This window comes from Gilliamella sp. M0320 (assembly GCF_016101635.1).
Classification (GTDB): Bacteria; Pseudomonadota; Gammaproteobacteria; order Enterobacterales; family Orbaceae; genus Gilliamella; species Gilliamella apis.
In genome coordinates, this window is the sequence record NZ_JACFQD010000002.1 from 291,313 (window position 1) to 315,365 (window position 24,053).

Annotated in this window: 24 protein-coding genes and 1 pseudogene; 10 read left to right on the forward strand and 15 right to left on the reverse strand. The window is 33.6% G+C overall.

Going from position 1 to position 24,053, the window contains the following annotated elements:
* Positions 1–23 precede the first annotated feature (23 nt).
* From H3T83_RS03920 to H3T83_RS03940, 5 genes are read left to right on the forward strand one after another with little or no spacing between them, the layout of a single operon-like run.
* Positions 24–455 carry a PTS sugar transporter subunit IIA gene (locus H3T83_RS03920; protein WP_065612890.1) on the forward strand — a complete coding sequence of 144 codons (432 nt, stop codon included), beginning with the start codon at positions 24–26 and terminating at the stop codon, positions 453–455.
* Positions 456–466: 11 nt separating this feature from the next.
* Positions 467–940 (forward strand): PTS sugar transporter subunit IIB, encoded by a 474-nt coding sequence (locus H3T83_RS03925; protein ID WP_198215154.1) that lies wholly within the window; start codon positions 467–469, stop codon positions 938–940.
* A gap of 42 nt (positions 941–982) precedes the next feature.
* On the forward strand, positions 983–1,777 hold the full coding sequence (locus tag H3T83_RS03930; protein WP_086361180.1) for a PTS sugar transporter subunit IIC: 795 nt from the start codon (positions 983–985) through the stop codon (positions 1,775–1,777).
* Entirely contained in the window at positions 1,774–2,589 is an 816-nt protein-coding gene (locus H3T83_RS03935; RefSeq protein ID WP_065578904.1) for a PTS system mannose/fructose/sorbose family transporter subunit IID, read from the forward strand. The genes H3T83_RS03930 and H3T83_RS03935 overlap by 4 nt, the downstream gene beginning before the upstream one ends.
* A 9-nt stretch (positions 2,590–2,598) precedes the next feature.
* The gene (locus tag H3T83_RS03940) at positions 2,599–3,663 is read left to right on the forward strand and encodes a tyrosine-protein phosphatase (RefSeq protein WP_065578905.1); all 1,065 of its coding nucleotides are present in this window, start codon (positions 2,599–2,601) and stop codon (positions 3,661–3,663) included.
* A 152-nt stretch (positions 3,664–3,815) separates the two neighbouring features.
* Here the strand turns inward: H3T83_RS03940 and H3T83_RS03945 are convergent, their stop codons facing one another.
* The 8 genes from H3T83_RS03945 to uvrA all read right to left on the reverse strand — a co-directional run bounded on the left by H3T83_RS03945 (position 3,816) and on the right by uvrA (position 11,602).
* Positions 3,816–4,334: a YiiX/YebB-like N1pC/P60 family cysteine hydrolase gene (locus H3T83_RS03945; RefSeq protein ID WP_165596300.1), complete on the reverse strand. Its 519-nt coding sequence runs from the start codon at positions 4,332–4,334 to the stop codon at positions 3,816–3,818.
* 163 nt (positions 4,335–4,497) lie between these two features.
* The gene (locus H3T83_RS03950) at positions 4,498–4,911 is read right to left on the reverse strand and encodes a DUF4878 domain-containing protein (RefSeq protein ID WP_065651229.1); all 414 of its coding nucleotides are present in this window, start codon (positions 4,909–4,911) and stop codon (positions 4,498–4,500) included.
* 123 nt (positions 4,912–5,034) lie between these two features.
* Positions 5,035–5,448: a DUF4878 domain-containing protein gene (locus H3T83_RS03955; RefSeq protein WP_065651230.1), complete on the reverse strand. Its 414-nt coding sequence runs from the start codon at positions 5,446–5,448 to the stop codon at positions 5,035–5,037.
* Positions 5,449–5,673: 225 nt separating this feature from the next.
* The gene (gene truC / locus H3T83_RS03960) at positions 5,674–6,384 is read right to left on the reverse strand and encodes a tRNA pseudouridine(65) synthase TruC (protein WP_065578909.1); all 711 of its coding nucleotides are present in this window, start codon (positions 6,382–6,384) and stop codon (positions 5,674–5,676) included.
* A 19-nt stretch (positions 6,385–6,403) separates the two neighbouring features.
* On the reverse strand, positions 6,404–7,222 hold the full coding sequence (locus tag H3T83_RS03965) for a pyridoxal phosphatase (protein ID WP_065578910.1): 819 nt from the start codon (positions 7,220–7,222) through the stop codon (positions 6,404–6,406).
* Between the two features lie 87 nt (positions 7,223–7,309).
* Positions 7,310–7,915, reverse strand: a complete 606-nt coding sequence (recR, locus tag H3T83_RS03970) for a recombination mediator RecR (RefSeq protein ID WP_065612883.1) — start codon at positions 7,913–7,915, stop codon at positions 7,310–7,312.
* 201 nt (positions 7,916–8,116) lie between these two features.
* Complete coding sequence (gene plsY / locus H3T83_RS03975) at positions 8,117–8,716, reverse strand: glycerol-3-phosphate 1-O-acyltransferase PlsY (RefSeq protein WP_165754882.1); 600 nt, start codon at positions 8,714–8,716, stop codon at positions 8,117–8,119.
* Positions 8,717–8,761: 45 nt separating this feature from the next.
* Positions 8,762–11,602 (reverse strand): excinuclease ABC subunit UvrA, encoded by a 2,841-nt coding sequence (gene uvrA / locus H3T83_RS03980; RefSeq protein ID WP_110453586.1) that lies wholly within the window; start codon positions 11,600–11,602, stop codon positions 8,762–8,764.
* A 324-nt stretch (positions 11,603–11,926) separates the two neighbouring features.
* Here uvrA and H3T83_RS03985 point away from each other — a divergent pair, with 324 nt between their 5' ends.
* Positions 11,927–12,664, forward strand: coding sequence for a cyclase family protein (locus H3T83_RS03985; RefSeq protein WP_232351107.1), 738 nt, complete (start codon positions 11,927–11,929; stop codon positions 12,662–12,664).
* 105 nt (positions 12,665–12,769) lie between these two features.
* Here H3T83_RS03985 and H3T83_RS03990 read toward each other — a convergent pair whose 3' ends face one another.
* The gene (locus H3T83_RS03990; RefSeq protein WP_110453497.1) at positions 12,770–13,708 is read right to left on the reverse strand and encodes a sugar kinase; all 939 of its coding nucleotides are present in this window, start codon (positions 13,706–13,708) and stop codon (positions 12,770–12,772) included.
* Positions 13,709–13,734: 26 nt separating this feature from the next.
* Positions 13,735–14,205, reverse strand: coding sequence for a YhcH/YjgK/YiaL family protein (locus H3T83_RS03995; protein ID WP_198195269.1), 471 nt, complete (start codon positions 14,203–14,205; stop codon positions 13,735–13,737).
* Between the two features lie 202 nt (positions 14,206–14,407).
* Between H3T83_RS03995 and H3T83_RS04000 the strand changes: the two genes are divergently transcribed.
* Positions 14,408–15,157: a glycosyltransferase family 25 protein gene (locus tag H3T83_RS04000; RefSeq protein ID WP_198215155.1), complete on the forward strand. Its 750-nt coding sequence runs from the start codon at positions 14,408–14,410 to the stop codon at positions 15,155–15,157.
* 72 nt (positions 15,158–15,229) lie between these two features.
* On the opposite strand, the gene H3T83_RS04005 is transcribed toward H3T83_RS04000, so the two are convergent.
* Entirely contained in the window at positions 15,230–15,754 is a 525-nt protein-coding gene (locus H3T83_RS04005; protein WP_198215156.1) for a low molecular weight protein arginine phosphatase, read from the reverse strand.
* 346 nt (positions 15,755–16,100) lie between these two features.
* On the reverse strand, positions 16,101–16,445 hold the full coding sequence (locus tag H3T83_RS04010; RefSeq protein WP_065578918.1) for a MerR family transcriptional regulator: 345 nt from the start codon (positions 16,443–16,445) through the stop codon (positions 16,101–16,103).
* 72 nt (positions 16,446–16,517) lie between these two features.
* Here H3T83_RS04010 and H3T83_RS04015 point away from each other — a divergent pair, with 72 nt between their 5' ends.
* A complete protein-coding gene (locus H3T83_RS04015) occupies positions 16,518–16,889 on the forward strand; it encodes an EthD domain-containing protein (RefSeq protein ID WP_086361152.1) in 372 nt (123 codons plus the stop codon).
* A 127-nt stretch (positions 16,890–17,016) separates the two neighbouring features.
* On the opposite strand, the pseudogene H3T83_RS11505 reads toward H3T83_RS04015, so the two are convergent.
* Positions 17,017–17,145, reverse strand: a pseudogene (locus H3T83_RS11505) (hypothetical protein); the annotation flags it as partial.
* Positions 17,146–17,293: 148 nt separating this feature from the next.
* On the opposite strand from H3T83_RS11505, the gene H3T83_RS04025 reads away from it, so the two are divergent.
* Positions 17,294–17,593 (forward strand): helix-turn-helix domain-containing protein, encoded by a 300-nt coding sequence (locus H3T83_RS04025; protein WP_065651242.1) that lies wholly within the window; start codon positions 17,294–17,296, stop codon positions 17,591–17,593.
* Between the two features lie 23 nt (positions 17,594–17,616).
* Entirely contained in the window at positions 17,617–18,852 is a 1,236-nt protein-coding gene (locus tag H3T83_RS04030) for a type II toxin-antitoxin system HipA family toxin (protein WP_198215157.1), read from the forward strand.
* An 88-nt stretch (positions 18,853–18,940) separates the two neighbouring features.
* Here the strand turns inward: H3T83_RS04030 and guaA are convergent, their stop codons facing one another.
* Positions 18,941–20,524 carry a glutamine-hydrolyzing GMP synthase gene (gene guaA / locus H3T83_RS04035; RefSeq protein WP_110453502.1) on the reverse strand — a complete coding sequence of 528 codons (1,584 nt, stop codon included), beginning with the start codon at positions 20,522–20,524 and terminating at the stop codon, positions 18,941–18,943.
* A 310-nt stretch (positions 20,525–20,834) separates the two neighbouring features.
* Positions 20,835–24,041 carry an autotransporter outer membrane beta-barrel domain-containing protein gene (locus H3T83_RS04040; protein ID WP_198215158.1) on the reverse strand — a complete coding sequence of 1,069 codons (3,207 nt, stop codon included), beginning with the start codon at positions 24,039–24,041 and terminating at the stop codon, positions 20,835–20,837.
* Positions 24,042–24,053: the final 12 nt, after the last annotated feature.

A 24,053-nucleotide genomic window follows, 5' to 3' on the forward strand; every position in this document is an offset into this window, starting at 1 on the left:
AATTACGAAACAAGGAAATTTCTATGCCACAACCTCTACCCATCATTCTAGCTAGTCATGGCCCATTTGCTCAAGGCGCTTTAGAGTGTGCACAAATGCTTATGGGAGAACAAGACAATGTTCATGTTATATCAGTTTTAATTGATAGTAATATCGATAATCTACGTCAAGAAATGCAAAGTAGTTACAAAAAACTAAATCAAGGTAATGGCGTAATTATATTGGTGGATATCATGGGGGGAACACCCTGCAATCTAGCCACCGAACTACTCATATCACATGACGATGTATTGTTATTTTGTGGTTTTAATATTCCGGTATTACTTGAAGTTTTAAATAATCGTGAAGGGACATTAAATGATGCCAAATTGGCTATTGAGGAAACTTTTCCCGAAAGCTGTAAAGATGTTCGGCAGATTCTAAATGTTCAACAAGAACAATCTAATGAGTTGTAAGGAGAAGACCAATGCCAATAAATGTAGCAAGAATTGATGACCGCTTGATTCATGGACAAGTTATTACTACTTGGGTAAAAAACTATGACATAGAACAAGTATTAGTTATTAATGATAAAGTCGCTGGTGATAAAGTTCAGCAATCGGTACTCACTATGTCAGCACCTCCGGGGCTAAAAGTTTTAGTATTTGGGGTACAACAATTTATCGAAATTCTAAAAAAGACCCCAATCAAAAAAAGAACCATGTTACTTTTCACGAATAGTATTGATGTTAATTCTTTAGTTGAAGGCGGACTATCGCTAGAAAAAGTGAATGTAGGCGGCATGCGAATGCAAGATGGCCGACATCAATTATCAAGAGCGGTTTCGGTAACACCAGAAGAGGAACAAGCATTCAAAAATCTTATTGCTAAAAATATTCCAGTTGAGGTGCAAATGGTTCCTAAAGATCCAATAGTCGATCTGAAATCACTACTTAGCTAAATAATCTTTCGAAATATTTATTTTTAATTTGGAGGTTAACATATGTTAACACAAGCTATTCTTGTCGCCATTTGGGCGGGAATTTGTTCTTTGGATGATGTTGGTCCGCAGATGTTACGTCGCCCATTATTAACAGGTACCATTGCAGGTATTATTATGGGCGATATGGTTCAAGGGTTAGCAATTAGTGCAACACTTGAATTAATGTGGATGGGTATTGGTAATGTGGGGGCATATTCAGCACCAGACATTGTTGCCGGTGCCATTATCGGGGTTTCACTAGGTATCACCACTGGCGGAGGTATTGCTACTGGTATTGCATTAGGCGTGCCTGTATCATTGTTATGTCAACAATTACTCATTATATGGCGTTCATTCGCATGTTTTTTAAATCCTTGGGCAGAACGTTCTGTTTTAAATGGTAATTATAAAGCACTAGCTAAAGTTCACTTTTTCTCAACACCAGTTTGGTTTTTAATTCGTGCAGTCCCTTGTTTTATTGCAATTTATTTTGGTAGTGATTTAGTTAAAACTATTTTAGATGCGATTCCAAAAAGCATCATTGATGGTATGGGCGTTGCTTCCAAATTAATTCCAGCAGTTGGTATTTGTATTTTATTACTGATGTTACTCAAGGGCAGAATGTGGTTCTTTTTCCTATTAGGTTTCATGCTAACTACCTATTTAAAATTACCAATTATTCCTGTGACCTTCATCGCTCTAGCTTTCGCAGTCCTATATGACATGGCGTCAACTAATAACAGAAACAGTAATAATAATGAATCCGATAACCAAACATCAATGAATAGCAACACTGAAGAGGAATATGATCTATGAGTACTCTACATAAAATTACCAAAAAAGATCTGAATCGTATCTTTTGGAACTTACAAACAATGTCATTTTCATATAACTATGAAAAAATGCAAATGATAGGATTTGCTCATTGTATGATCCCTGTACTAGATCGACTTTATAAAGATGCAGATAAAGAAACTCGTATCCGAGCAATGAAACGCCATTTAGAGTTTTTCAATACACAAATTAATGCTGGCGCTTTAATTTTGGGCGTCACCGCCGCAATGGAAGAGAAAACCAGTGAAGAAGAAAAAGATGCGGTAGTCTCTGTTAAAGCTGGCTTAATGGGACCTTTTGCAGGTTTAGGTGATAGTTTACTTAAATTCACTTGGATGCCGATTTGCGGCAGTATTGGCGCAGCATTTGCGTTGCAAGGCAATATCATTGGCCCTATATTAATGTTTTTAATTTATAACCTTGTTAATGTGTTAAGTAAATATTTCTTTATTCATTATGGTTATAACAAGGGTGTAGATTTAATTGAGCAATCAAAAAATTCAAACATTATTCAAAGAATAAGTAACTTGGCTAATGTTGTTGGTGTCATGGTCTTGGGTTCGCTCATTGCATCAACGGTCAAAGTTGCTACACCACTAACAATAAATGTTGGCGAACAATCGATTAAAGTTCAAGAAATGTTCGATAAAGTCATGCCAAATTTTTTAACCTTACTTTTTGCATTAGCCACATTCTTCATCGTTAGGAAGTTTCAAGGGAAATACACAGTTAGCTTAATACTGGCAGTAATGGTGATTGGCGTAATATTTTCAATGTTTGGTATTTTAAAGTAAGGAATAAATATGGTAGTTAAAATTAAAACAGCTTCATTAAATCGAAATAAGCAAGGTCAATTAACTGTCTCATTTGAAAACAATTCAGATCAACGTGTAGATTTATATTGGACTGAAGAAGCAAATGTTAATGCAACAAATAAAACATTAATCAGTCAAGATATTAAATCACCATTTAGTTTTGAAGATCCTTTACAAGCAAAACGTCGTATTTATTTGATTTTACAAATTGGTAATGACTCTTCATATCTAGTTGCCGAAAGGACTTTACCAATTACAGGTCTAAATAATTTCCGTGATTTTGGTGGTTATATTGGTGCAAATGGGAAACGGGTAAAATGGGGATTATTATATCGTTCTAATCATCTTCATGGTTTAAAACCAGATGCGCAACAATATATTAAAACATTAAACATCCAAACAATTATAGATTATCGTTGTGAAAATGAGATTAAAACTAGTCCGAATTCTTCAATTGGTGAAAAACAAACCTTTAATTTTGATGCTTCAGCACAAACAGCAGAGCTTGCAGCTCAATTTGCAGCCGAGCCAAGCAATGAAGATCAAGCTTTAATTGAGAGTGTGTTAAGAGATATTCCGAAAGAATTAGTCAATGGCGAAGGCACCCAAGTTCTTGAACAATATCGTAACTTTGTATTGAGTGAAAAGTCAAAAAATGCTTATCGACAAATGTTGAGAGTGGTATTAGATGGCCACAATAGTCCAAGTATTCAGCACTGTCGTGGTGGTAAAGATAGGACTGGCTATGGCGTATTACTTATTCAGATAATGTTAGGTGTATCTGAGTCAGATATTATTTATGATTATATGCTAACTCATGATAACCGTTTAGAGCGCAATAAAATCAAAATGGAAGCTTATCGAAAAATAACCGATAATGAGGATGTTTTAGGATATCTGCTAAGTCTAATTGATACTCGTGAAAGTTTCGTATTAGAAATACTCAATACGATGAAAAAAGTTGCTGGAACACCAAGCAATTACATTAAACAAGAACTTGGTTTCACCGATCAAGATTTTGAAAAAATGCAGGCTATTTATTTAGAATCCTAACTTAATACCCTTAATCAAAAAGCGTAATAACCCATTACGCTTTTTTTAGAACCACTTTAGTCTTTAGCCAAAGGCAAATTTTTAATCATAAATGCACTTAATCGTGATTAATTAATCTTGATTTTGTTATAAACCTTCCAGCAATTACTTAGTTAGTTTTCCGGATAACTATATATCCAAGTAACATCTGAATAATTGGCAAAAGCGCTCGGAAATAGATAATGACCACGCAATAAAGGGAAATTAGCATATTTCCATTCTGGGTTAAAATCAGATTTATATTTGATAATAACGTCATACAATAACGTTGTGCAATATAGATGATCTTCCTCACGAGAAGCAAGTTTAAACTCTTCTCCTTGTTTAGTTAACAACTCGGCAATAATTTGTAACTTTTGCTCATCTGTTAAAAAGTTTGGTCGCGCTATGGCATATTTCTCAGCTAATTCTGGAGCAGTAAAATCAGCCAAACTTGAAATAATAACTTGATTTGGAATATTCTCATCATCAGTTGTCGTGGCATGAATAACTTTTATTTCCGGTTCAATCGCGACAACCATGCCTATATGAGAAAATATACCACCATCAAGTTTTTTAACGATAAAACTATCTGTCTGAACACCACTACGAAAAATCCAATCACCAACATTAATTAATGAAGTCTTTTCCATATAGGAATTATCGGAATTTGCTAATTCTTGAGCATAAACTGGATTTATGATAAAGAGGAAAAAAATAAAAATATAATATGAAAATTTCATAAAATTTAGATTGGTTATCTATAACCTAAAAAGGATAGAATCACCTTTTTAGGTTATCAAATAATTATAAGAGTTATTTTATATTAATTAACCATTTACCATCAACTTTGATTAATGATAATGCTGAATTATTCTCAGTTCCATCTTTAAAAATAATGATTGTCTTGATAGTAGCTTGAGTTTTATCATCATTATATTCAGTTGAAGATATTTTGACTTGATCAAATCCACCATTTTGTTTTGCAGTGGCAACAGCTTGATCAATAGCTACTTTCATTTTACTTTTCATTAATACTTTAATATCTACACCATTAGTTTTTAATTCATCAGGAATATATAAAGCATCGAGAATACCATCAACATTACCACTGTAAGAATCTTTAATAAATTTCTCTGCAGCCACTTCAGGTGTATTATCATCTGAAGAACAAGCAGTAACGACTAATGCTAATAAAAACACACTTAAAAATTTAACTAACAATTTCATATTTTATTTCCTTTTTTGATTTTTTATCCAATAAATTGGTATTCTCATTGAACAACAAAAAAGAGTAAAAGCTACTTTACTCTTTTTTATATTTAAACGAGTAGTAATATATTATATTTAAAATTAAAAACCTACTTCAATAAACCAATTTCCATCAACTTTGGTTAATTTAAGATCTTCATTTTTATTGGTATTATCTTTGAAGATTACATCTATATCAATAATAGCACGACTTTTATCATCATTTAGATATTTAGTTGGTTGATATTCAACTTTAGCAATACCACCGTGTTGCTCAGCATAAGCTTTGGCTCTTATTGTTGCATCTTGCAATTTACCCTTAATCATCGTGCTCGCATCCGAAGATTTCCCTTCATCTGGCATATAAATCATTTTTATTATTGCATCAGCATCACCACTATACATGGCTGATACATACTTTTCTGCGACTTTTTCTGGTGAACTTTCACCTGATGAACACGCGATAGCGAATAAAGTTAAAAAGAAGATACTTACATACTGAGTTAATCGTTTCATTGTTTTTCCTAAATAATTTACTAAATTTAACTATTATTAATACTTGAAAATGTTAACAATATTTTGAAAGTATGGTGATAAGTACTCTGCAGATATTGTTTAATATTTAGATATGCGGCTTAAGGTTATAGTAACTAAATCAATAATGCAATAAAATTTGTTTTGCACATAAAAAATCAAATACCACTAATAAATTTAAATTAATTATCAATAAAGTCATTAACTTTATCTAAAATTTTTTAATACTGTTAACCACTCTTCGCTTAAATTTGCATGGATAGTTAATGGTTCATGGGTGACTGGGTGCATCATTTTGATAGTGCTAGCATGTAACATAAGACGTTTAATATCGAAATAATGATTAAAAGCACGATTTTGATGGAGATCACCATGTTTACTATCACCAATAATTGGATGGAAAATATGTTTTAAATGGCGACGTAATTGATGTTTTCGACCGGTCTGCGGTTTTAACTCAACAAAACTGTACCTAGCTGTTTGATATTTGCCTACGGCAATAGGTAATTCTATTTTACTAATGCCTTTATAAAAGGTTATTGCTTCTTGAGCAGGTTTATCTTTGTTGGCAAATTTATCAGCAATTTTATCTAACTCTTCAACTAATGGATAGTCAATGGTAGCTTCACCATCAATATAACCTCGCACAATAGCATGATAAGTTTTTTCGATCTGTTTTTCCGCAAACTGTTGTGACAATAAACGAGCAATATCGCTAGATAAGGCAAAAACTAATACACCAGAGGTTGGTCGATCTAAACGGTGGATAGGATAAACATGTTGTCCAATTTGATCACGCAACGTTTGCATCACAACCACTGTTTCATTTTTATCAAGCCAGCTACGATGTACCAACCACCCTTCTGGCTTGTTAATTGCTATTAAATTATTGTCCTGATAAAGAACCTCAAAAACCATTTTTAATTAATCCATTTGGCTATAAAAATAATTTTTTAAGCTCATTAGCGATACTGGAGCTATTATTATCACCAATTGTATAACTGGCTTTGGCTTTAACTTCATCATCAGCATTGCCCATAGCAATACCTAGTCCAGCAATAGCAAACATACTGATATCATTATAACTATCACCAAAAGCAACAATTTCACTTAATTTAATATTTTCATGTTCAGCCCAATGCTTTAAACCATTACCTTTTGTGTTACCTTTAACCGCAATATCGGCACGATTAGACCATGACCACTCACATGAGAACTCATCAAGTGCATCAACCGCATCGGAAAATTGTTTTAAGGCAGGTAAATTATGGCTACTGGTAGCAAATTTGAAAATCATATTTGCTTGTTCAATGACTTGTTCAAAATTATCAACTTTTTTGACTTCTGGTTGTAAGAATTCTGGTAATGAATTCAACCATTCAAAGAATCCTTCAAGATGATCATCAAGAACTTCATAATTCATAACTTGATCAGTATAAATCATGGTATGAATACCAAATTGGTTAACTAAATTTAACAGTTTTTTTGCTTGCTGTTTAGTCATCGGTTTAGCAGCAAAATTTTGTTGTTTTTTGAAATCATATAAATAAGAACCATTACAACAAATTGCCGGTGTTGATAATTTGAGTTGATAATAATAAGGATGTATTACAGTATGATGACGACCGGAGACTAAAATAACTTTAATGCCTTTCTCGCTAATTTTTTGGATCATATCTACTGTTTCAGGCAGAATTAAACGATTACTCGCCAGTAAAGTACCATCCATATCAAAAGCAACTGCTTTATATTTCATAACATCTCTCTTTCTAATTTTTGCTAAAATCTACGAATATTTACTAAATAATCTGTTTTATCTATTACGATAAATCATTAAATAACACTAAAATTCTATCTTTTGTCGACCAACAAATGAATGCGATAAGGTAGTACCGTCAACCATTTCAAGTTCACCACCCACAGGTACGCCATGGGCAATTCGAGTCGCAACGATATTAAACTCATTACACATCTGAGCAATGTAATTAGCTGTTGCATCACCTTCAACCGTTGGATTGGTTGCTAAAATGACTTCATGAATTGATTCTGACGCTAATCGGCTTTTTAGTAAATCAAGACCAATATCAGTTGGTCCAATACCATCTAGTGGCGATAAATGACCAAGTAAAACAAAGTAACGACCACTATACTGTCCGGTTTGTTCAATAGCAAAAATATCTGCTGGAGATTCAACCACACAGAGTTGATCACTGCTTTGACGACGAACATTAGCACAAATGGTGCAGATCTCTTGCTCTGTAAAAGTTCTACATGCTTTACAATGACCAATGTTATTCATTGCCTCATTTAGCTGATCAGCCAAATGAAGTCCTGCTTGACGGTTACGTTGTAGTAGATGATAAGCCATTCGTTGTGCTGATTTTGGACCAACGCCAGGTAAACAACGAAGTGCACTAATAAGTGATTCGAGTAACGGACTGATTTGCATGAATTATTTTGTTACCATATAGTTATATATAATTAATCAATAATACCTTGTTTCAATTATCTATAAAACAAGAAATATTCTATTATTTCAATTCCAAATTAATTAAATGCTAAAGAATGTAACATGAAATTACTTGCTTTATACTTTTAATATTTTAATCATTGTTAGGATTGGCAATTAAAGTATAAACATCTCATGAAACTATTTTCTGCTACGCCTAGTATAACTTTTTGGCTCTTCACCTTTAAATAATCGCATAATATTACTACTATGACGAATAATAATTAAGCAAGAGAGCATTGTCACTGGTAACGTTAATTCGGGCTTGAAAAACCAGACATATAAAGGTGCAAAAAGGAAACCGACAATTGCAGCCACAGATGAATAGCCAGTAATAATTAACGCTAACAACCACGTTAAGAGAAAACAACCAGTAAAATCAAGTCCAATAGGTGCCATCATCCCTAATGCAGTCGCAACACCTTTACCGCCTCGAAAATGAAAGAAGCAGGGAAAAATGTGACCAAGACAAGCAGAAATACCGATTATCCCTAAAAAGAAAGGTGATATTCCAAGTCGATAAGCGATATAAACAGGAATCGCACCTTTTAACATATCAAAAATTAATACGATAACGGCAGGTAAACGGCCATTAACTCTTAATACATTAGTTGCGCCCGGATTATGAGAACCATACAAACAGGGATCATGTAGCTTCATCACATGGCAAATAATCATTGCACCAGATAGTGAACCACAGAGATAAGCAATGATGATCATTAATATAATTTGTAATGTCAAAATACTTCTCCTATGGTTACCGTAATTTAGAAATATAAGTCTAGATTATTTATCTTTTTGTCGTTGCAATAATGGTTTCAAATATTGACCAGTATAGGATTTTTTCGATTTAGCAACATCTTCAGGGGTACCTTCAGCAATGATCTCACCACCACCACTTCCTCCTTCAGGACCTAGATCGACAATCCAATCAGCAGTTTTGACAACATCTAAATTATGTTCAATCACGACTATAGTATTGCCTTTATCTCTTAAAGAGTGTAATTGAGCAAGTAATTGTTTTACATCGGCAAAATGTAAACCTGTAGTTGGTTCATCAAGTATATAAAGTGTGCTACCAGTATCGCGCTTAGATAATTCTTTTGCAAGTTTCACCCGTTGTGCTTCACCACCAGATAAAGTAGTTGCTGATTGACCAATGGTAATATAAGCAAGACCAACATCAATTAAAGTCTGTAATTTACGTGAAATCATAGGTACTGCATCAAAGAACTCTCGCCCTTCTTCAACCGTCATATTTAAGATTTCATTAATCGATTTACCTTTATATTTAATCTCTAATGTTTCACGATTATATCTTGCACCATGGCACTGATCACAAGGTACATAGATATCGGGTAAAAAGTGCATTTCGACTTTTATTAAACCATCACCTTGACAAGCTTCACAGCGTCCACCTTTGACATTAAAACTAAACCTTCCTGGATTATAACCTCGTGCTCTAGCTTCTGGCACACCAGCATAAAGTTCACGAATCGAAGTAAAAAAGCCTGTGTATGTAGCAGGGTTTGAACGTGGTGTTCGACCTATAGGACTCTGATCAATTGCGATAACTTTATCAAAATAATTTAATCCTTTGATTGCTTCATAAGGCGCAATGTCACTTTTTTCCGCACCATTAAGTTCATTTTGGGCTAAAGGATACAAAGTATCATTAATCAAAGTTGATTTACCCGAACCAGAGACACCAGTAATACAGGTAAATAAGCCAACTGGGATATTCAAAGTAACATTTTTAAGATTATTTCCCGTCGCACCAATTACTGATAACATTTTTTTCTTATCGATTTTGGTTCGCTCAGCAGGAATTTCAATTTTTTCTTCACCAGAAAGGTATTTACCCGTTAATGAATTTTTACATTGCATAATTTGTTGTGGCGTACCTTGTGCAACAACTTCACCACCATGAACACCTGCGCCAGGACCGATATCAATAACATAATCAGCAGCCATAATCGCTTCTTCATCATGTTCAACGACAATAACGGTATTACCTAAATCGCGTAAGTGAGTCAATGTATCAATTAAGCGACTATTATCACGTTGATGTAAACCAATCGACGGTTCATCAAGAACATACATCACACCAACTAATCCGGCGCCAATTTGGCTAGCCAGTCGGATACGTTGCGCTTCACCACCAGATAAGGTTTCAGCAGAACGTGATAAGGTTAAATAATTTAAACCGACATTAATCAAAAATTGCAGCCGATCATTAATTTCTTTTAAAATCTTTTCAGCTATTTGTGCCCGTTGTCCGGTCAATGATAACTTATCAAAAAAGTCCTTCGCTTGTTGGGTACTTAAATTACTAATAGTTGGTAAATTAGTATCATTAATAAAAACATGTCGGGCTGTTTTACATAACCTTGAGCCTTCACAACATGGGCAAGGTCGATGGCTAATATATTTAGCTAACTCTTCACGAATAGTTTGCGAATCGGTTTCTTTATAGCGACGAGAAAGATTATTGATAATACCTTCAAAAGCATGTTTACGCTTCACAACGTCACCACGATCATTAGTGTAAACAAATTGTATTTCGTCACCACCTGAACCATTTAGTAAAATACCTTTCACTTTTTCAGGTAATTTTTGATATGGTTGATCGATATCAAATTTATAGTGTTCAGCTAACGATTTTAACATCTGAAAGTAATAGAAATTACGTCTATCCCAGCCTTTAATCGCGCCTGCGGCTAAGGAAACTTCAGGCATTTGTACAACACGTTTTGGATCAAAATATTGTTGTACCCCTAAACCATCACATTCAGGACAAGCACCAGCAGGATTGTTAAATGAAAACAATCTTGGTTCAAGTTCAGAAATACTATAGCCACATATTGGACAAGCAAAATTGGCAGAAAATAGATGCTCTTCGGCTTTAGGATCATCCAAATTCGCGACTTTAACAATACCATTGGTAATTGAAAGTACTGTTTCAATTGATTCAGCTAAGCGTAGTTTCAAATCATCACGAATACGAAAACGATCCACCACCACTTCAATAGTATGTTTTTTCTGTAACTCAAGTGTCGGAGGATCGGAGAGATCATAAACATCACCATCAACCCGAACGCGAATATAACCGCTGGCAGCAAGTTGTTCGAATAATTTCACAAACTCACCCTTACGCTCAGTAACCACCGGCGCAAGTAACATATAACGATTTTCTGAAGGTAATGCCATAATACTGTCAACCATTTGCGAAACCGTTTGCGCAGCTAATGGTAAATTATGATTTGGACAACGTGGCTCACCAATTCGAGCAAATAACAGACGTAAATAGTCATAAATTTCGGTGATTGTGCCGACTGTTGATCGCGGATTATGTGATGTTGATTTTTGCTCAATTGAAATAGCTGGCGATAAGCCTTCAATATGATCAACATCAGGTTTTTCCATTAGTGATAAAAATTGACGAGCATAAGCTGATAACGACTCAACATATCGTCTTTGACCTTCAGCATATAAGGTATCAAACGCTAGTGATGATTTACCAGAACCAGAAAGACCTGTAATTACAACCAATTTATCTCTAGGGATAACTACATTAATATTTTTTAAGTTATGTGTTCTTGCACCACGAATATCGATATCTTTAATTGACATAGATCTCTTCTTATATGAGTGTTTAGATAAATAGACAAAAGATAAACTGTATATTATACCAGTATGGATTGATTAAATATACAACTATATAGCTCAATAGGGTCGGTTATGAGAATTTCAATAATATAAACCAAATTTGTTCATTAAATAACAAAAATAAAGCATTTTTTACTCATTCAAAAACCCCGTTCCTCAAAATTTTTCTAAATAGATCTTAGTACTAAAAAATATATTCCTATAACTTAAAATTATTTGTTTAACAAATATAACCATTTTACAATAAACAAGTAATTGTGTTTTATAGTGTGAGGATTAGTTTTGAATAACGATGTATTACAAGCTTTAAATTTATTAAAATCAAAAAAATGGATTGATTTAACCCATGCATTTGATCACAATTCACCACATTTTTTTATGTTTAATCCAGCCGAAATCAAAACGCTGTTTGATCATAATGATGGCTTTTTGGCACAAAACTTTAGTTTTGCTGGGCAATATGGCACTCACTTAGATGCGCCTATTCATTTTGTGCCTAACACTCGCTATTTGCATGAATTACAATTACAAGAACTAGTATTACCGTTAATTGTTATCGACCAATCGCAACGAGCACAACAAGATCCTAATTTCTCTTTTTCAGTAGCAGACGTATTAAGCTTTGAACAGCAGCATGGACAAATTGAAGCGGGTAGCTTTGTTGCATTACGAACAGATTGGAGTAAAAAATGGCCATCACAAACGGCAATGGAAAACAAAGATGCTGATGGGAATAATCAAATTCCGGGATGGGGACTTGATGCACTGAAATTTTTATTTGAGGAACGAAAAATTAAAGCTATTGGTCATGAAACTTTTGATACTGATTCGGCCAAAGCATTTCGAGAAAATAATGCTTTAAAAGGCGAACACTATGTTTTAGAGCAAGATACTTATCAAGTTGAGTTAATGACCAATTTAGATCAACTGCCTGCTAAAGGAGCGGTTATCTTTAATATTGTAGCCAAACCTAATAATGCATCTGGTTTTCCGGTTCGTTCTTTTGCAATATTACCTTAATCTATTCATCATACCCAACTGTTTATATTGGTTGGATATTAAGGGCTAATTTTTTGGCAAATATTGATTTGCAATAAAAAACGGTCATGATGACCGTTTTATTTATTAATTCTCAATTAATTTCGGTGTAGCGTCCAAAGGGATTATAGCACCACGATACTGAATCACAGTTCCGGCAACTAAATGACCTTGACTGGCTGATTGTGAAGGAGTTTTACCACTTAAACGAGCAGCTAAATATCCGGCACTAAATGAATCACCGGCAGCTGTAGTGTCAATAACATCTTCTTTGGCAACTTTGTTAGCAGGAACTTCAAAACGGCCTTCTAATGAATCAATAATACAACTATCACTACCGCGTTTTATCACAATTTCTGAAACACCAAAGTTTTTAGTACGCTCGATAACTTGTTCATAAGGTAATTTACCCCATAATAGATCTTCATCATCTAAAGTTAAAAAAGCAATATCAGTGTATGACAAAATATCCGAATAAACGCTACGAGCTAAGTCAAAGCTACTCCACAAACGCGGACGGAAATTATTATCAAAAATAACTTTACCGCCATTCGCCTTAACTTGCTTTAATAGCGCTAATAATTTAACGATACTTTCTGCATCTAAAATTGCGATACTAATACCACTTAAATAAACATAATCACATTTAGCAATTTGCTCACTAACTTTAGCTGTTTCAGCTGTTTTTAACCAAAATTTAGCCGCTGCATCATTACGCCAATAATAAAAAGAACGTTCACCTTGCTCGTCAGTCACAATTGAGTAAAGTCCTGGCATTTTATCAGCCATTCTTTGAACTAGATCGGTTGAGATATGCTCTTTTTGCCAACTATCAAGCATTTCTTGGCTAAAAGGATCGGTTCCTAAGCCTGTCACATAGTGAATCGAAAAATCTTTATTGGTTAACAAACGCGATAAATAAACCGATGTATTGAGAGTGTCGCCACCAAAATTACGGGTTGTAGAATCTTGTTTTATTGAAAGTTCAATCATACATTCGCCAATAACAGCGATATTTGTCGTCATAGTGTTACCTAAAATCCTTACTCTATCTATAAATAATTCAATGCAATTTTTACCACAACCTTACGAACCGTAGCAATCTTATTATCGACAGCACAAAGCGGTTTATGAACTTCATTGGGTAAAAAAACAATAAAATCGTTAGGCTGTAATACTAACATAGTTTCTTCGTTAGGCGTTTTGATAAAAGCAATATCATTTTCTGCTATTTTATCATCTAAAACTTGAGTGTGTGGAGGCAAAGTACAAATAGCCATACCTTCCTGACCTTCTAAAACAATTTGCACATCAATATACTTTTTATGATATTCAGGATTAGCATCATGAATATATCTCGATGAATTATCAGACACCATAAAAAACATATTATCACCATCAATATCATAACGACCAGCTGGTGTATTGCTATTAACGTTGTCCTTTACGTATTCAATCGATTGTTTAATTTTGGCCGGCAAGTATGGAACTAAATCCAAATGATTAACATTACCTAAAATCATACTTAATGCTCCTTCACTTATAAATTGATGCAATAACTATTCACCATACTCTTCTACATACAACTATATGGAAGAATAAAATCTTTAGGCAAGAGTATATACTCAAGCAATAATTTTTTATAGATCATTTGTTAATAAGTATTGTTACTTTTTATGATTTTTTTGCCATGTTATAATTTAGAAGAATAAGGAAAAAGAACAAATGAAAACATTTATAATTAACTTAGAAAGACAATCATTAAAAAAAGCCAATATTGAAAAAATATGTCAACGTTTAGAGCTAAACTACCAATTTATTAAAGCTATTGATGGTTATCAATTATCTGATGATTACATTCGAAGTATTTCCAACGATTATCCTAAAAATTATCTAACTAAAGGTGAAATTGGCTGTGCTCTAAGCCATATTATTGTTTATAAAGAAATTATTGATAATAACCTACCATATGCCTTAATTCTTGAAGATGATTCTGTATTAAAAACAGAAGTACCAAAATTTTTAAACAGTTTTGAAGAGAAAAATTTTAAACATGGAATTTATCTACTTACTGCCGATTTTCATTATCTCATGAATAAAAAAACCAAGATGGGTGAATTTGAACTGTATGAAGTTACTAAAGCGGTGAGAGCAAATGGATATATAATCACAAATGACGCAGCAAGAAAATTAATCAACTTTTTATATCCTATTCGATATGAAGCAGATATTTTTAAAGTATTTAGATTATGTGCCGGCATAAAGATATACGGTTTAATACCCCATTTGATCGAGGTAACTAAAGATTATAATTTAAACTCTTCGATTGATGCTGATAGAACTTTATTAATTAAACAACGTTCAGAATACAGAAAAATTATCTTTAAAAAAGATGTCAAAAAAAGACTAATATCTTACTTGTTTTGGAAAATAATATTAAAGAAATTCGAAAAAACTAAATATTATGTTGATTAAATTTCTTCAATGAAAAACCCGCTAGGCGGGTTAAGATTTTTAGATTAATAATTAATAAAAAAATAGATCAAATTATTTCTCTTTAGCAATTTTATCCAATGCCAATGGTAAAAATTCATCTAATTGTTTTTCTACTTTAATATAAGCAGATAATGGTAATTTGTATGGGTCTGAAAGATCTTCATTTTTACCTGTGGCAAACTCCGATAATGTAAATACTTTACCTTTCGATTCAGGGAATAGACCTAAAATTTTATCTTTATGTTTTTGCGTCATTGTCAGTAAATATTCTGATTTATCGATATCTTCTTTAACTAATTGAGTTGCTTTATGTGATGATATATCAATATTTCTATCTTTTAATACTTTAACTGTATTTTCTTCTGGGGTTAATTCATTCGGATTAACATTGACACCTCGTGATTGAATCTCAATATTGAGATTATATTTGTTGACATAATCCTTAGCTAATGCTTCGGCCATAGGGCTACGGCCGGTGTTACCAGTACAAACAAAAGTAACAACGTGGTCGAGAGCAAAACAAGAAGCACTAAACAATGCCAATAAACCAACTAAATATTTTTTTAAATTAAACATATTTTTACCTTAATAATTAACCAAATAATAGATTTTATAATAACAAAAATAATGTTAAATCCTAATTAATTTTACTTCAATGTTTATTGGCTTATATCATTCTATTTACTTCATTATTTCGAACATCTTTAATCTACAAAAATAAACAAGGATAACCACTGCCTAGCGATATAATGGGATTATTAAAAGAAAACTACCCACAATTTTTATCAATATCGTGTAATTAAAATGATAACCCTAATTCATACAGGATTAACTTATCCATTGTTTAGTAAATTTAGGTAACAACCCACTCTATTTTAATATTTGGCTATTAAAAACCTATTCTGACGGTGAAAAATGAATTTTAATTTTCTTCTAACAAGGTTATTAAATGACTACGACTTTGCTGTAAAAGTTGAATTTGTTCATCTAGTTTTAACAAAGTTTCATTCAACCCCATTTTGAACTCTTTACAAGGCGAAAACTTTTTATTTTGATGTTGCCAACAAGGGAGGATCTTACGTATAACTTTTAATGTTAATCCTGCATTATTTAACTTATGAATTAGTTTAACTCGGTCAATGTCCTCTATTTCAAACTGTCGATAACCTGAAACAGTACGTTTTGGTGAAAGAAGTCCTGCTTCTTCATAGTATCTAAGCATCCTTATACTAATTTGACTAAGTTTGGATAATTCACCAATTTTCATAACACCTCCTATTGACTCTAACAGCGCTGTCATACTTTACCATATGGTTTTATTTATTAAAGGAGATATTAAATGATCAAATTAATTACGTTAGTTAAACGCAAAAAGACATTAAGTTATCAGGAATTTGATGATTATTGGCGTAACCATCATGCGACTTTAGTTAATTCACAAAAAGAAGCACTGGGAATTCTTCATTATGTCCAAAGCGTACCATTACAAGATAAAAATCCGGGAAATGCCATGCGCAATAGCAGAGGTGCGCCCATTTTTGATTTTGATGGAATGGCAGAAATTTACTGGCAAAGTAAAGAAAAAATGTTAAGTATCAGAACTTCACCTGAAGCCAAAAGAGCCATCCAATTATTATTAGATGATGAAAATCAGTTTGTAGATCACTCTCAATCGCTAATCTGGTATGCAACAGAGCGAACAATTATTTAAATGCACATGCTTTACTATAATTCGTTGTTATCATTTTAAATTCTAATAATTTTATTCTGATTAAAAAAGCCATTCTGAAATGAATGGCTTTTATATAGATTAACAAAAATTAATAACTGTAAAGGATTTACTCCCACTCAATAGTCGCTGGCGGTTTGCCGCTGATGTCATAAACCACGCGTGACATCCCATTTACTTCATTGATAATTCGATTTGATACTCTTCCTAAAAAGTCGTAAAGAAGATGAACCCAGTGGTTTAAATATTTTAACTATATGAGTGATAGATCGTAGTCTTCTTACTTTACTACTGTTCAATCTCATATTTTAATAATTCAAAAATGAATATTTATTAATGTTTTTATGATATAATTATTCATAAATAAATAATTAATAGTAAATCAAATGAATTTTAATTTAGCAACTGAGATAGAAATCATTCAAATCCTTTCAACTCGATTAAGAAAATATCGCTTAACAAAGAATATGACGCAAAAAGAGTTGGCTTTTGCTGCTGATGTTGGATTTTCGACAATACAACGATTAGAAAACGGTCAAAGTGTCTCTTTAGATTCTTTTGTCAAAATTGTCATGGCGTTAGGTGCTGTACAAGAATTATCACCGCTTTTTTTCAGAAAAATGTCGAGTATTGCTGATTTAGAGCAAGATTATCAATTAAAACAACGCCAACGTGTAAGAAAGTAACGAATTGCAATTAAAGAGATTTTATGAAAAAATTAAAGGTTTTTTATAATGGATGGGGTAAATCCATACACTATGGTACGTTAGTCGAAAAGGATCAAAAGATCTATTTTGAGTTTACTACAAAGGCTTTAGAATCCGATATTCAATTATCCCCAATACAAACACCATTATCACCTGGTTTATTCAGTGATTTTCCAAAACATCAAGATAATTTACCCGGTTTTATTGCTGATTGTCTACCAGATGGATGGGGAAAATTGTTAGTTGATAGATTCTTGTTGAAAGTACATAACATCCCTGCCCACCAAATAACACCTTTACAACGTTTAGCATTGGTTGGCGATCGTGCGATAGGCGCACTCTCTTTTGTTCCGGCAGAGTTAATAGCAAACGACCATGATCATTTACTGGGTTTAGCACAATTATCAAATCATATACAGCAGGTGGTAAATGATAAAGATACTGATGCATTATTACAGCTTGTTTTGGTAGGAGGTTCGCCTCAAGGAGCTAGACCTAAATCAATGGTTCGTTATAACCCAGAAACAAAGCATATAAGTACTGCAGCAACTGCAACCGGTGAAGATTGGTTAGTTAAATTTCCTGCGAAACAAGATCATTTAGAAGTATGCGCCATAGAAAATATCTATTCAAATTTAGCTCGGGATATTGGAATTACTGTTCCATCCACACAATACTTTAATCTTGATAAAAAATATTCAGCATTTGCAATTAAGCGTTTTGATCGAACTAACGAAGGGTTGAGAATACCTTTATTGACAGTTGCTGGAGCACTTGACTTAAATTTTCGTATAGCTAATTTTGATTATAGGGATTTATTAAGACTTACTCGTGCAATTACGCAAAATAAACAAGAAGTGTATACCATGTTATTACGTATAATTTTTAATATCATTTTTAATAACCGTGATGATCATACTAAAAACTTTTCATTTATGATGGATAAAAATCAACAATGGCATATTTCGCCTGCTTATGACCTAACCTTTAATGAAGGTCCTAATGGTTACCATCAAATGGCGGTAATGGGCGAGGCAAAGTGTCCAACCAAACAAGATATGATAAAGCTAATAAAAGATTCTGCATTAGACATAAACAAATGTAATCGCCTTATTGATATCGTTATTACTAAAGCTTTGACTTTTAAGCAGCATGCTTTATGTCATGGTGATATTCGAAAACAGACTATTGATCAGATAGATAAAAAAATAAAAGAGAATATTAAAAATTTAAAATAAATAGATTTTTCTAGTTATTATTAAAAAGCCAGAAATTATAATCACTGGCTTTTTAAATATTGATTTATATTAACAACAGAAAGAAACTTTACTCCCACTCTATAGTCGCTGGTGGTTTTCCACTGATGTCGTATACAACTCGTGATATGCCATTTACTTCATTGATAATTCGATTTGATACTCTTCCTAAAAAGTCGTAAGGAAGATGCGCCCAATGGGCGGTCATGAAGTCGATGGTTTCTACGGCACGTAGTGAGACAACCCAATCATAGCGACGGCCATCACCCATAACACCAACCGAGCGTACCGGTAAAAATACGGTAAATGCTTGACTAACTTTGTGGTATAGTTCAGCTTTGTAGAGTTCCTCGATAAAAATCGCATCGGCTTGTCTTAATAAATCACAATACTCTTTTTTCACCTCACCCAGTACCCGTACACCTAAACCTGGTCCAGGGAATGGGTGACGATAAAGCATATCGTAAGGTAAACCAAGTTCTAAACCAACTTTACGTACTTCATCTTTGAATAATTCACGTAATGGTTCAACTAAGCCCATTTTCATATCTTCTGGTAATCCACCGACATTATGGTGAGATTTGATGACATGAGCTTTACCTGTGTCAGCAGCAGCGGATTCAATAACATCGGGATAAATAGTCCCTTGAGCAAGCCATTTTACATCTTTAAGTTTTGCTGCTTCTTCATCAAAAACTGCAACAAATTCACGACCGATGATTTTACGTTTTGCTTCAGGATCTGCTTCACCTTTTAGTGCCGCCATAAAGCGATCTTCAGCATTAACAGCGATAATATTTAAACCAAATTTATCACCAAACATGTCCATCACTTGCTGTGCTTCATTTAAACGTAATAAACCATGATCCACAAAAACACAGGTTAACTGATCGCCGATGGCTTGATGTAATAATAGTGCAGTAACCGAAGAATCAACGCCACCAGAAAGCCCTAATAATACTTTATCCTTGCCCACCTTCTCTTTGATGCGCGCCACCGCATCAGTGATAATAGAAGATGGTGTCCACAATTTTTCACAATGACAAATATCGATAACAAAGCGTTGTAATAATTCAAATCCTTTAACGGTATGAGTAACTTCAGGATGAAACTGTACACCATAAAATTGTTTTTCATCATTTGCCATGATTGCAAATGGACAGGTTTCTGTTTGACCGATTAAGTTAAAACTGTCTGGTAATGAGGTTACTTTATCACCGTGACTCATCCAAACATCAAGTTGATTAATACCTTGATCATTAATGCTATCTAAAATTCCGTCTGTTAATTTTGATTTTGCAACAATATCTACTTTAGCATAACCAAATTCACGTTGATTAGATGCAGTAACGACTCCGCCCTTACCTAACTGGATCGCCATTGTTTGCATACCATAGCAAATACCTAATACCGGCACGCCTGCGTTAAACACATATTCAGGTGCACGAGGGCTATTTTGCTCGGTAGTACTTTCGGGACCACCCGATAAAATGATACCTTTAGGATTAAATTGTTTGATTTTTTCTTCCGAAACATCCCATGGCCAAAGTTCACAATAAACACCGATTTCACGAACTCGTCGAGCAATTAATTGCGTTACTTGTGAGCCAAAATCCAAAATCAATATACGCTGCTGGTGGATGTCTTTATTCATCAATCTTAATTCCTAAAATATGGGCTAATATAAAAATTGGTGGCTATTGTATCATCTAATCATTATGCTTAAATAGCCTAGCAGTATTTTTTTTGTATATTGTGTCTATGTATTAATAGATCGATAACTTGCTTAGAGAAATGAACTGCGTAATGGAAATAATTCTATAGGCACTTGAAGTAATAGTTGTGGGAAATTTTTCAAAATAGTTTATGAAGAATAAAAAAATATATACATAGTAACTATAAAGCAAATTACTATGTATATATTAGTAGATAAAACTAAGCAACTTTATGTATTACCATTGATACTACCATTTGTGCTCAACACCAATATTACCCTGATAACCTTGATGTTTAGTACTACTAAAATTATGTTCCAAGCGCGCATCACCGTATAAATAGGTATCTTTAACTATTGGTGTTTTTGCGCCTAAACCAATTTCCCCCCAACTACTGTTATATTTTTCACTTAAACGATCTCTACCCACTTCAATACTACTTGGTTTAATAAAATCGTGCCAAACATTGGCTATAGTATAAAGAGAAGATCTTTGTTCCGATTGAACCTGATCATTGTAAGCCAATCGAACACCAATGCGGCCACGAAGTAATTTTTGGTTATTTTGATCCACACTTCGATATTTATCCTTAAAGTTATCCAAATTAATATACTGATAGACAAGTTGCATTTGTGGTTCTATTGACCAATCGCTTTGCTTAATATCATTTTGGCCAAAATTAAAAGCAGATCCAGCTTCTGCGGAAACCGCTACACCAAAGCCATTTTGGTGAATTGAACTAGTGCTTTTATGCGCATCATATTTGTTTCGTAATGCCGAGAATTGGCCTACTAAATCGATGTAACTATTATCAACTGAAAAATAAGTATTAGTTAATCCAAGGTTAAATGCTTCCGAGTTACCTTTACCTGTTTTTTTGTTATGAGCAATTAAACCATTAACTGCACGATATTTATCGGAAAAATCAGTATTGGCTTTAGTATATGAAAAATAGGCACCGATATAATTGTGGCTACCATCGGCAAATAAATTATTTACCAGATCATGACCAAGTTGTAGTCCATAGACATCAGTATCTAAATTCAGCCGTTTTTTCCCATCTAATTTTAGATGTTTTCCTAATATTCTCCCCCATGTTTCACTTAGATAGTTATCACAGGTACTACATTTTGCTAAATTAAAATTGGTATAGCTACCTCTACGTTCATGCAAAGTACCAACACTTAATAGACCTTGCTCTTGGTTTACTCGTGGCATTGAAACATATCCGGCCACTGCATGTGAATAAATCACTTTTTTCGGTGGCGCCGGAGGCACTGGTGGTGATGGTGGTGACGGCGGTGTTACCGGCTTAGCAGCTTCCATCGTCCAATAGTATTCATCACCATTAGCTGTTTGGCGTTTTGCTAATTGAATTTCAGTCGCACCTTTGGTTTGAGCATCGCCAATAAAATTGTTTACGGTGGTTGATTTTTCTATTTTAATAATCGGTATACTATTCAATACTGTAGCAACTTGATGTATATTGCCATCAATAACATTTTCATCGCCATTGGTATCAACAGGTATGATTTTGGTCAAACCCTTAACATCACCCATAATTTTCAGTAAGTCTGATTGCGAATTGTTTGTATAAGTATCACTTACATTATTCCATAATGTATTCATCTTAACTATCGCATTATTGGATGCAAAATAGTTACCTTGAATGGTTAAAATATCATTATATTCTCCATGAGAACGGTTATCCATACTGATAATGCCACCATCATTGATAACATTACCTTGTAAAACAAATTCATTGCCGCCGGCATTATCAAATGCCGCATTAAGTACTGCACCATTTGCTAAGGTCAAATTATCAAATAATGCGGTTTTATTAGTACCATTTGCTTTCAAATTCCAAGTAAAACCATTTTTTAAGTTTAAATTAAGTGATGGTGTTTTATCGGTATCTAATACTTCACCCTCTTCTGTTTTAACCAAACCTTTATAAACTAACCCAGTCATACTACCCTTATCAGAAGCATTAAAGGTTACCGATGACGCTAGATAGGCATCATGGCCCTGTTCATCACCAGCTTGATCATAAGTGTTAGAAAAGAATTGATATCCAGAAGCGGTATAATTACCACTCACATTAATAATATAACCAGAATCATTTGCCGTAAGATCTGTTTTATCACCACTAAATGATAAAACGGTATTGACTTGCCCTTGATCGACAAATATTAAATCTTTACGACCTACAGAACCACTAATAGCTGGATCAGCACTGGTACCATTAGTAGTAAATATGGCATTTTTAAAACTAGCACTAACATTATGTGAGGCAGCTTGTTCAAACTCGCCATTTGAATTAGTGTCATCATGGGTACCTATTTCAAGTGCATAACCATTGGTTTTAATAATTGTCGAACTAGTATCATAATCAGCTTTCAATAAAGAATTTCGTATCATTTTGATACCAGAACCATTTAAAGCATTAGTCGTATCAATGGTGAGTTCGCCGTGAGATTCTAAAATACCGGGCCCTTCCCCCATATTACGTGCCTTACCTAATTTAATACCACTACTGTCCCAATCTAATGATGAACTATCACTACCTTTATTCAAAACAATACTATTTTTAGCACCTTTTAAAATCACTATTGGTGTCAATTGACCACTAGAACCTGTTTCGTTGGCTCCATTATAATTGGTTGCATTACCAGATACATAAATACCTACAGCACGATTACCTGTCAACGTCATATCCAAATCATCATTAACAATAACTCGGCCGGTTGAACCATCGCCGCTATTAGTATATGCACCTTGAATAGCGCGAATACCATTATTTAATAACGGTGAAGTTTTACCTCCTGATGTTGTTTGATTGATTGTCAGTTTATCGACTGTAATTGTGCTATATTTACCATTATAGGCGTTTCCTTCATCTGAATTGATAGAAGAGCCAGCTAATATTCCATAAGCTTGAACCGTACCACTAGAATTTTGACCACGGGTATAATTATCAGTTATATTTAATGCAACATCTTTAGCGGTTATATCTACGTTGTTGTAGGTAATCAACCCCACCACATTACCATTATTATTAATAGTAAAATTCAAATTACCAGCATTAATTGAACTACCATAAACACCATAAGTATATTGGTTACCTAAACCGGTATAATTGCCGTTAACATTTGCGGTAAGAGTTGTATCGCCAACATTAAGTTGTTCATGCAATTTACTCCTTGTTAAAATATAGAAACTTGCATTACCTGTTTGTGTTACAGTTGCCGACTTTATATTATTGCAACTAGGGCTATTTTGACCGACTAAATAAGATCCATCAGCACTCGGTGTACAATCTAAAGCAAAAGATGAGGCGGAGGCAGATAAAATTGAAACCGTTATCATTACTTTACTAACACGTCGTGTCAATTCAGAACAAACTATGCTAGTACCAGTAATAAAATTATATTTAGTTTGGTATATTCGATTCATAATTTAATCCTT